General features: G+C 67.7%; 9 protein-coding genes. 3 read left to right on the top strand and 6 right to left on the bottom strand.

Annotation, left to right across the window (positions count from 1 at the left end; all coding sequences use genetic code 11):
* Window positions 1-61 precede the first annotated feature (61 nt).
* The 6 genes from fdhD to purF all read right to left on the bottom strand — a co-directional run bounded on the left by fdhD (window position 62) and on the right by purF (window position 7,800).
* On the bottom strand, window positions 62-1,144 hold the full coding sequence (gene fdhD / locus QZV72_RS04720) for a formate dehydrogenase accessory sulfurtransferase FdhD (RefSeq protein WP_297005856.1): 1,083 nt from the start codon (window positions 1,142-1,144) through the stop codon (window positions 62-64).
* A gap of 24 nt (window positions 1,145-1,168) precedes the next feature.
* A complete protein-coding gene (locus QZV72_RS04715; protein WP_297005854.1) occupies window positions 1,169-3,499 on the bottom strand; it encodes an FdhF/YdeP family oxidoreductase in 2,331 nt (776 codons plus the stop codon).
* Between the two features lie 70 nt (window positions 3,500-3,569).
* Window positions 3,570-3,887: a DUF6457 domain-containing protein gene (locus QZV72_RS04710; RefSeq protein ID WP_297005853.1), complete on the bottom strand. Its 318-nt coding sequence runs from the start codon at window positions 3,885-3,887 to the stop codon at window positions 3,570-3,572.
* Window positions 3,888-3,980: 93 nt separating this feature from the next.
* Window positions 3,981-5,141, bottom strand: a complete 1,161-nt coding sequence (locus QZV72_RS04705; protein WP_297005852.1) for a hemin ABC transporter substrate-binding protein — start codon at window positions 5,139-5,141, stop codon at window positions 3,981-3,983.
* A gap of 59 nt (window positions 5,142-5,200) precedes the next feature.
* Window positions 5,201-5,923, bottom strand: coding sequence for a nucleosidase (locus tag QZV72_RS04700; RefSeq protein WP_297005850.1), 723 nt, complete (start codon window positions 5,921-5,923; stop codon window positions 5,201-5,203).
* 383 nt (window positions 5,924-6,306) lie between these two features.
* On the bottom strand, window positions 6,307-7,800 hold the full coding sequence (gene purF, locus QZV72_RS04695) for an amidophosphoribosyltransferase (RefSeq protein ID WP_297005848.1): 1,494 nt from the start codon (window positions 7,798-7,800) through the stop codon (window positions 6,307-6,309).
* A gap of 363 nt (window positions 7,801-8,163) precedes the next feature.
* On the opposite strand from purF, the gene rpsH reads away from it, so the two are divergent.
* The 3 genes from rpsH to QZV72_RS04680 all read left to right on the top strand — a co-directional run.
* Window positions 8,164-8,565, top strand: a complete 402-nt coding sequence (rpsH, locus tag QZV72_RS04690; RefSeq protein WP_291474088.1) for a 30S ribosomal protein S8 — start codon at window positions 8,164-8,166, stop codon at window positions 8,563-8,565.
* A 17-nt stretch (window positions 8,566-8,582) separates the two neighbouring features.
* On the top strand, window positions 8,583-9,119 hold the full coding sequence (gene rplF / locus QZV72_RS04685) for a 50S ribosomal protein L6 (RefSeq protein ID WP_297005844.1): 537 nt from the start codon (window positions 8,583-8,585) through the stop codon (window positions 9,117-9,119).
* Window positions 9,119-9,400 (top strand): 50S ribosomal protein L18 (locus tag QZV72_RS04680; protein WP_297005842.1); only part of this gene is annotated, 282 nt, incomplete at its 3' end. The genes rplF and QZV72_RS04680, both read left to right, overlap by 1 nt.

Genomic DNA, 9,400 nt, shown 5'->3' with positions numbered 1-9,400 from the left:
GGCACAGTGCGGCACAGTGCGGCACAGCGCGCGGTCAACCCGGCGCTACGCCAGCCCGGCGCTACGCCAGCCCGCCGCTGTACAGGTTGAACCTGTCGTCCCGGGTGAAGCCGGTGAGCAGCAGCCCGGACTCCTTCGCCATGTCGACGGCCAGGGACGTCGCCGCGGACACCGCGATCAGCCCGGAGAACCCCGCGAGCACCGCCTTCTGCACCAGCTCGAAGGACGCCCGGGAACTCATCACCAGGTAGGCCGGGGTGTCCGGGTCGCCGTCCGGACCGAGACCCGCGTCGACCGTGCGCTGCCGGACGTCACCGGGCAGTCGGTCAGCCAGTAGCAGCGCACCGATGACCTTGTCGGCGGCGTTGTGGCGTCCGACGTCCTCCCGGATGACCAGGGGACGCCCGTCGGCGGTGAACGCCCCGGCGGCATGGATGCCGCCGGTCTTCCGGAACGACCGCTGCCCCTCGGCGAGCCGCCGCGGCATCGACACGACCAGCTCCGCGGTGGGGTGCACCGGCGTCAGCGTGTACCGCTTCTCCTTCATGAGGTCGTCGATCGACGTCGTCCCGCACACCCCGCACGCGGAGTTCGTCACCAGGTTGCGCACCGGCAGTTCACGCGCACCCCGGGGCACGGTGACCCCGCCGACCGGAAGTGTCGGGCAGGACGCCCCGGTGGCCGGACGCGGGAGTACGGGGGCCGGTCGAGACGAGCCCTGAGCGCCCTGGGAGCCCTGGGAGCCCTGTAGGCCCTGGGATTCCTGCGAATCCCGGGGGGCCCGGGGATCCGGGGACGCCGGGACGCCACAGGTGGACGCCGTGGCGTCCCGCAGCGAGATGTCCAGCGTGTTGTACGTGTTCCCGCCCATCGGCCCGACCGCCCCGGCACAGTACCGCGCCTCGGCGACGTCCGTCCTCGTGGTGATGACACCCTCGGCGTGCAGCAGCCCGTGGACCAGCTCGATGTCGTTCCCCGGCGTCCTCATCGTGGTGGTGAGGTCGGTACCGTCGACGCGGATCTGCAGCGGCTCCTCCACAGCGAGGGTGTCTGCACGGGTGTCCACCTCGACCGCCGGGTGGCCCGGCGAGCCGTCCCCGAGCCGTACCTTCGTCACCCGTGCTTTCTCGGTCAACCTACCCATGTGTGCGCAGCGTACTCCGGAGCCCTACTTCTCGTCCGCCGGCATCGGCGGCATGTCCCCGGCACGCTTCCCGGTGGGTTCCAGATGGACCGGGGTGGACTTGAATACCGGGGTGTTGGACTTGTCCACCGCGTTGTCGAGCGGGATGACCACGTTGGCCTCGGGGAAGTAGGTGGTGCAGCCACCTCGGGAGTGGTCGTACTCCACGACGCGGAAGTCGGGGGCCCGGCGCTCACCGTCGGGGAAACTGGAGACGATGTCCACCATGTCACCGTCGCGCAGTCCCCGTTCGACGCAGTCCTCCCTGTTCATCAGGACAACGCGGCGTCCACCCTTGATCCCGCGGTAGCGGTCGTCCATACCGTAGATGGTGGAATTGTACTGGTCATGGGTGCGGACCGTGTTCATCATCAGTTCGCCGGGCTTCAGGACGACCGGGTCGATCTCGTTGACGGTGAGGTGGGCCTTGCCGTCGGCGGTGGTGAACCTCCGCTCGCGGGGCCCGTTGGGCAGGTAGAAACCGCCCGGGTGGTTGAGACGCTCGTTGAAGTTCTCGAAGCCGGGGATGGTGGCCGCAATGTGGTCGCGCAGTACATCGTAACTGTCGATCATCGGCTGCCAGAAGTCGTCGCCGAAGGTCTCGCGTCCGATGGAGCAGAGGATGTCGACCTCGCTCCTGAGATCGGAGTTGCGGTGGAAGCGGCGCTTACCGGTGGAGGCGTGGACCTTCCCGGCGGAGTCCTCCACAGTGACGGACTGGCGTCCGGACTTCTGCATGTCCAGGTCCGTGCGGGCCCGCACCGGGAGGATCAGGGAGCGGCGTCCCGGCCAGGCGTGGGAACCGTTCGGCTTGGTCGACAGATGCACGGTGAGCTCGTTGGCTGCCATGCCGCGTTCCAGGACCGCCGTGTCGGACGCGACGCGGACCAGGTTGCCGCCCAACGACAGGAAGAACTTCACCTTGCCGTCTCGCATGGCCTGCAGTGAAGCGACAGTGTCGTAACCGTGCTTGCGGGGGACGGGGAACCCGAACTCCTCCTCGATCGCGGCGAGGAAACTCTCCGGGGACTTCTCCCAGACGCCCATGGTGCGGTCGCCCTGGACGTTGGAGTGGCCGCGCAGTGGGGCGGTACCGCAGCCGGGCTTGCCGATCCGGCCGGTGATCAGCAGCGTGTTCACCATCTCCTGGATGGTGGCGACCGCGTTCTTGTGCTGGGTCGCGCCGAGGGTCCAGGTGATGATGGTGCTGGACGCGGCCTCGATGGCGTCGACCATGCCGAGGACCTGGGACCGTGGGATGCCGTGGGCGGCGGCCAGCCCGTCGTCGTCGAGGGTTTCCAGGTGCGCCTTGAAGGCGTCGAAACCGGTGGTGTACGTGTCCAGGAACCAGTGGTCGATGACATTGTCACGGGCGACGAGTTCCTTGTTCACCGCGAGGAACAGGGCCCGGTCACCGTCGAGCCGGACCTGGAGGTAGTCGTCGGCGAGCTTCTCCTTGAACCCCAGGTAGGTCTTCACCGCCTGTGGTTCGCGGAAGGCCATGAGCCCTGCCTCCGGCATCGGGTTCAGGGCGATGATCCTCCCGCCGTTCTCCTTGCAGCGGGAGTAGGCGGTCAACGCGCGCGGGTGGTTGGTCCCCGGGTTCTGGCCGACGGAGATCAGCAGGTCGGTGGTGTGGAAGTCGTTGATCGTCACCGAGCCCTTGCCGAGGCCGAGGGTGGCTGAAAGGGCGGATCCGGTGGACTCGTGGCACATGTTCGAGCAGTCCGGCAGGTTGTTGGTACCGAGCCGGCGGGCCAGCAGCTGGACGGCGTAGGCGGACTCGTTGACGGCCTTGCCGGAGGTGTAGAACACCGCCTCGTCGGGGTCCACGGACCGCAGCTCCCCGGCGATCATCGCGATCGCGGCGTCCCAGCTGATCGGCCGGTAGTGGCCGTCGCCGGAGTCACGGTCGTAGACCAGGGGGTGGGTGATGCGTCCCTGCCTGCCGAGCCAGTGGTCGGTCTTCTCGCGGAGTTCCTCGACGGTGTACCTCGCCCAGAAGTCCGGGCCGGCCTTGGTCGGTGTTGTCTCCTCGGCGACGGCCTTGGCGCCGTTCTCGCAGAATTCGACGATGTTGAGGTCGTGCTGGTCCGGTTCGGGCCAGGCGCAGCCGGGGCAGTCGAAGCCCTTGTGCTTGTTGATGGTCAGCAGTGAGGGGCCGGCGTTGTTCGGCAGCGCGTACTGCATGGCGTGGAGGACGGCGGGAATGCCCGTCGCGACCTTCTCGTTCTCACTGACACGGGGGTGGTCGTACCGGTTGGCCACCGGATTCACCTGTTCGGTGACCGGAGGGAGTCCCTGCGCATTCGTCATCCCTCCGATGCTAGCCATGTCGGTGACCGGCGGCACACCGGGGACCGTCAGATTCTGCCGAACGACCGTCTCATTCCACGGGACGCGCCGCACGCTCCCGGACCTGTGTGATGAGTCGCTGTGCGGCGGCGAGCAGGTCGGCGTCGGAGGCGTCGGGGCCGACCCGCCGGCCGGCGGCGAGACCGATGAGGAAGGAGGTCACCGGTGCGGCGGGCCGGGACCGGTCGTGGGCGACGGTGCCGGTGAGCGCCAGGACATCGCCGACGGTGGCGTCCACCATCGAGGGGTCGAGGTCGAGTTCCGCGGCGACCTCGGCCAGCCATGCCAGCATCGCGGCCTTCTCCTCGGGGGACCCCTTCGCGGGCTTCTTCTGCGTGTTCTCGGTCATGGCACCCAGTGTAGGACGCCGTTCCGCACTGTCGGCCGGTCTCCCCGCCGGTCTCCCCGCCGGTCTCCCCGCAGGTCCCGCCGGTCGGGGAGGTCAGGATGCGGTGGCGTCGCGGTGCGAGTCCGGGTCATAGAGGGCACCTGCGGCGGCGAGCAGCATCTCTCCCGTCTGCGGGCCGAAGCTCAGGGCCTGTGAGTCGGGGATCGCGAGGATGCGGCGGTCCCGGCCCGCCGTCGTCTGCGCTATGCCGGGCCGGGTGAGCAGGCCGTCGACGTTGCCGGTGGACTGCAGACCGGCGGACATCATGACCAGGACGTCCGGGTCCAGTTTCGCGAGCGCCTCCGCCGTCGCCGGGGCCATGTCGGTGATGCCGTTCTCCTTGGCGACGTCCACCGCACCGAGACCCTCGATGAGTTCACTGGTGCCGGAGTCCGGGCCGAGGATGTAGAAGACACCCCCGTCGCCGCGGGCGTAGAGGAACGCCGCGCGCAGCGGGGTGCCGTCGGTGGTGGCGTCGGCCAGGTCCCTGATGGTGTCACGGGCCTGTTCTGCCTCGTCGCCGGCGCGTTCGGCGAGCTTGCGCCCCTCGTCCGGGAGCCCGACGATGTCCGCGACGGTCGTGATCGATTCGGCGACGGCCTCAGGAGTGTACTCGGGGTCCTCCATCATCACGACCGGCACACCGGCCTCGCGGATCTGCCGGACGGCGTCCTCCGGGCCCACGGAGGCGTTGAGGATGATGAGTGAGGGACGGAGGTTGAGCACCGCCTCCGCACTGATCGAGTGGCCGCCGTGGGTCACGACGGGAAGGTCCGCGAGGCTCGGCTCCATGGACGAGACGGTGCGTCCGACGATGTTGTCGCGCAGCCCCAGGCCTGCCAGCGTCCGCGAGAGCGTGCCGGAGATGTCGAGCGGGATGATACGGGAGACATCATCGACGGTGACGTCGACGCCGTCGGCGTCGGTGAGGCTGACGGGCAGAGCCGGCCGCGGGTCCGCGGTGACGGGTGTGACGTCTCCGACGAGGGGTGCGTAGGAGACACCACGGGTGTCGGTCGCGGCGGGAACGGCGTCGGCGTCCGGGAAGGCCTCGACGGCGGCGTCGAAGGAGGTCTCGTGCGCGTCGCCCACGCCGCCACCGTTCTCCGATCCGACACCGCAGGCGGCGAGCCCGACGGTGAGGGAGAGGGTGAGGCCGACGGAGAGGACGGTGGCGAGGGGACGCCGTCGGCGTCCGGACAGGATGACACTCATACAGACGAACCTATCACGGAGGTGAGGTGAGCCTAAGGCGGTGGGTGTGTCGTCGCCCGTCACTCTGCGGTGAGTTCCGGCCGGTGGTGCGTCGTGAGTTCGCCGAGGGTGTGCGCCGCGATCTTCCGGGCCATACGCGGCAGTTCCTCACGCCACGCCGTTCCGGCGGAGTCGCCGGCGTCGTCGCTGATCACCTTGATCAGCTGCACCGGCACGCCGAACCAGCGGGCGACGGAGGCGACGGCGTAGCCCTCCATGTCGACGATGTCGGCGTCCTCGGCGAGGCGGTCGCGGAGGGTGGCAGACTCGACGAAGACGTCCCCGGTCGCCAGGGTGACGGAGGACGCCGCGTCCCGTTCGATCCCGTCGAGGGTGTCCGGCGTGAGACCGGGGAGCCGGGTCTCGGCGGTGAGGTCGAGCGGCGGGTATTCGTCGGACCCGGTGAAGGCGGCGACGGAGGAGTGAGAGAAATCGTGGAGCAGGACTCGGCCGATGCGGTGCACGCCGGTCAGTCCCGGGCGCAGCGCGCCGGCGGTGCCGATGTTGATGATGCCGCTGGGCAGGCCGCCGGCGCGCAGGTAGCGGTGCAGGCAGTCGGTGAGGGAGAGGGTGGTGTGTATCCTGCCGATCCCGGTGAGCAGCACCGGCAGGTCGTCGAGGCCCTCGGTGAGGTGCGTGGCCTCACCGGCCATTGCGACGACCAACAGCGGGCGCCCCGGGGTGATCTCCCCGTGGTACAGGCTCAAGGAGGAGTGCATGTAGCTGTCAGATGGGCGGTTCATCAGGCCAAGTTTAGGGAAGTCGGATTCGGTCGCGCCGGGCGCGGACGGAAGAACGGATCGTCACCGTACCGAATACACCCCCGTTTGAGGGTGACGTTAGGCGTACCTATTCAAACAAGAGAAGCTGCCCGGTGTGTTTTCCTGCGTTGAGGAGACCCGCCGTCGGGCCCGGGTCCATCTTCGCCACGAGGAAACAGGTGGACGGCCGGGGCAGGGTCACCAGGAAGGGCGGGAACAGGTGAACCCGCTCAACCCCGGTACTTTCGGCATTGTCTCAGCGGTGGGTGCCGGGCCTGCGGCAGGGGCTCATTGTCTCCGTTCCTGCCGTAGGACCTGCCGTGTTCCTTTTGAAGGCCAGAGGTCTGGACCGCAGACGATACAGGTCAACTCTCCTGGGCCTGTGCGACCCAGTCGAGGTACTCCCTGGTCACGGTGCCGGTGACATAGTCGCCGGTGAAGCAGCTCAGATCGAGGCCGTCGAGCTGCTGGTCGGTCTGCCCGTCGAGGATCGCAGCTTCCAGGTCCTCGACCTCCTGGTAGATCAGGTGGTCGGCGCCGAGCAGTTCACAGATCTCGGGGATCGTCCGGCCGTGCGCGATGAGCTCGGACTCGGTGGGGATGTTGATCCCGTAGACGTGCGGGTAGCGGATCGGCGGGGCGGCGGAGGCGAAAGTCACCTTCCGGGCACCGGCGGCGCGGGCCATCTCGATGATCTGCGAGCTGGTGGTGCCGCGGACGATCGAGTCGTCCACGAGCAGCACGTGCTTGCCCTTGAATTCGGTGGACATGGCGTTGAGCTTCTGCCGGACACTCTTCTTGCGCACCGCCTGACCCGGCATGATGAACGTGCGCCCGACGTAGCGGTTCTTGAAGAATCCCTCGCGGTACTCGATGTCGAGGACACGGGCGACCTCCATGGCGGCGGGACGCGCCGAGTCGGGGATCGGCATGACCACGTCGACGTCCTCGACCGGCATGTGCTCCACGATGGTCTTCGCCAGCCGGGCACCCATGCGCAACCGCGAGTCGTAGACGGAGATGCCGTTCATCACGGAGTCCGGGCGGGCGAGGTAGACGTACTCGAAGGAGCACGGCTTGAGGACCGGGGCGTCCGCGCACTGCCGGGCGTGCAGTTTGCCGTCGGGGGTGATGAAGACCGCCTCACCGGGGGCGAGCTCCCGGACCAGTTCATAGTTGCCGTTCTCCAGCACCAGCGACTCGGAGGCGACGACCCACTCGTCGTGCGCGTCGGGACGTTCCTCGAGCTGGGCGGGGCTGGGGTGACGGCGCCCGAGCACCATCGGGCGGATGCCGAAGGGGTCACGGAAGGCGAGCAGACCGTGGTGCGCGATGAGTGCGACGACGGCGTAGGCGCCTTCGATGCGGCGGTGCGTCGCGGCGACCGCGCTGAAGATCCCCTCCGGGGTCAGGTCGGTCGGGCCGGTCGTGTCCTGAAGCTCGGACGCGAGGACGTTGAGCAGCAGCTCGGTGTCGCTGGAGGAGTTGACGTGCCGCCGGTCACGGTGACGGAGCTCGTCAGTGAGCTCCCTGGTGTTCGTCAGGTTCCCGTTGTGCACCAGGGTGATGCCGTAGGGGGAGTTGACGTAGAACGGCTGCTGCTCCTCCTCGGAGGACGCCGCGCCGCGGGTCGCGTACCGCACGTGGCCGAGACCGACGTTGCCGAGCAGGGAACGCATGTCGCGGGTGCGTACCACCTCGCGGACCTGGCCGCGGGCGTGGAAGGTGTGGAGGTGGCCGCTGATCTCGGCCGTGGCCATGCCGGTCGAGTCCTGGCCGCGGTGCTGCAGGAGCAGGAGAGCGTCGTAGATGTCCTGGTTGACCGGGCTGTTGCCGATCATTCCGACGATGCCGCACATGGTTGTGTGTGTTTCCTCACTGACTGGTCGGTGGTGACCCTGCAGAGACTACGCCGCCGGACCCCCGGAAACCGACTCGGCACCAGTGGGTTGACCCTGGTCGTGCGGGTTGCTAGCGTAGACGGGTCCAGTTGTGCGTACGGTCTGACCGTGAATCTTCCCGGTCAGGCCGTCGACGTATGTCGGACAGAAGCATTCAACCACTTTGTCACAGGCCCTCCGCCCTCATGCGGCCGCGTCGTCACCACGGCAGCGAGCAACCCCGGTTACTGAACCGGGGAAGCGTCAGTTGCCCTCAATGACGCGGTTTACGCCCGGGTGGTCACGGGAACCGTGGCGAGAAAGGCACAAGGTCATTTCGTCATGACGATGACTGATCCCATCGCGGACATGCTGTCCCGCGTGCGGAACGCGTCCAACGCGTACCACGACAGCGTGTCCATGCCGTCCTCCAAGATCAAGGCGAACATCGCCGAGATCCTGAAGAAGGAAGGCTACATCGCCGACTTCACCGTCGAAGAGGCCGCCAAGGTCGGCAAGCAGCTCACCCTGGAGCTCAAGTACTCCAACTCCCGTGAGCGTTCCATCGCCGGCGTCCGCCGCGTCTCCAAGCCGGGTCTGCGCGTGTACGCCAAGTCCACCAACCTCCCGAAGGTCCTCGGTGGCCTGGGTGTGGCGATCATCTCCACTTCCCAGGGCCTGCTGACCGACCGTGAGGCGACCGAGAAGGGCGTGGGTGGGGAAGTCCTCGCCTACGTCTGGTAGAAGGAGGACGCAGCACAATGTCACGTATCGGTAAGGCCCCCGTGGCCGTCCCCGCCAACGTCACCGTCACCATCGACGGTCAGACCGTCGAGGTCAAGGGTCCGAAGGGCACTCTGTCCCAGGCGATCCCGGCCCCGATCTCCGCCGCCCAGGAGGGGAACGAGATCATCGTCTCCCGTCCGGACGACAACCGTAAGAACCGCTCCCTGCACGGTCTCTCCCGCTCGCTGATCAACAACATGGTCGTCGGCGTGACCGAGGGTTACACCCAGAAGATGGAGATCTTCGGTGTCGGTTACCGCGTCCAGGCCAAGGGCAGGAACCTCGAGTTCGCTCTCGGCTACTCCCACCCGGTCCTCATCGAGGCTCCGGAGGGCATCACCTTCGCGGTCGACGGAAACACCAAGTTCTCTGTCGCAGGTATCGATAAGCAGCAGGTCGGACAGATCTCCGCCAACATCCGTCGTCTGCGGAAGGACGATCCCTACAAGGGTAAGGGCATCCGCTACGAGGGTGAGCAGATCCGTCGCAAGGTCGGAAAGACGGGTAAGTAATGTCTCAGAGCAACGACAAGAAGCGTCTCCCGGTGGGCAAGGACATCTCCACCCGCCGTCGCATCGCACGTCAGCGCCGTCACTACCGTCTGCGCAAGAACATCTCCGGTACCGCCGAGACCCCGCGTCTCGTCGTCCACCGCACCTCCCGTCACATGCACGTCCAGCTGATCGACGATGTCGCCGGTCACACCCTGGCCGCCGCGTCCACCACCGAGGCCGACATCCGGTCCCTGGAGGGTGACCCGAAGGCCCGCGGTGCCCGCGTCGGTCAGCTCCTC

Source organism: uncultured Corynebacterium sp. (assembly GCF_902782855.1).
In the GTDB taxonomy this organism is placed as follows: domain Bacteria; phylum Actinomycetota; class Actinomycetes; order Mycobacteriales; family Mycobacteriaceae; genus Corynebacterium.
Note: the sequence above shows the minus strand (reverse complement) of the source record. Positions and strands in the feature narration are given on the sequence as shown.

Excerpts from the sequence above, each read along its gene's own strand:
- QZV72_RS04710 (WP_297005853.1), bottom strand. The coding sequence starts at position 3,887 with ATGACCGAGAACACGCAGAAGAAGCCCGCGAAGGGGTCCCCCGAGGAG.
- purF (WP_297005848.1), bottom strand. The coding sequence starts at position 7,800 with ATGTGCGGCATCGTCGGAATGATCGGCAACAGCCCGGTCAACCAGGAC.
- rpsH (WP_291474088.1), top strand. The coding sequence starts at position 8,164 with ATGACGATGACTGATCCCATCGCGGACATGCTGTCCCGCGTGCGGAAC.
- QZV72_RS04700 (WP_297005850.1), bottom strand. The coding sequence starts at position 5,923 with ATGAACCGCCCATCTGACAGCTACATGCACTCCTCCTTGAGCCTGTAC.
- QZV72_RS04705 (WP_297005852.1), bottom strand. The coding sequence starts at position 5,141 with ATGAGTGTCATCCTGTCCGGACGCCGACGGCGTCCCCTCGCCACCGTC.
- rplF (WP_297005844.1), top strand. The coding sequence starts at position 8,583 with ATGTCACGTATCGGTAAGGCCCCCGTGGCCGTCCCCGCCAACGTCACC.
- QZV72_RS04715 (WP_297005854.1), bottom strand. The coding sequence starts at position 3,499 with ATGACGAATGCGCAGGGACTCCCTCCGGTCACCGAACAGGTGAATCCG.
- fdhD (WP_297005856.1), bottom strand. The coding sequence starts at position 1,144 with ATGGGTAGGTTGACCGAGAAAGCACGGGTGACGAAGGTACGGCTCGGG.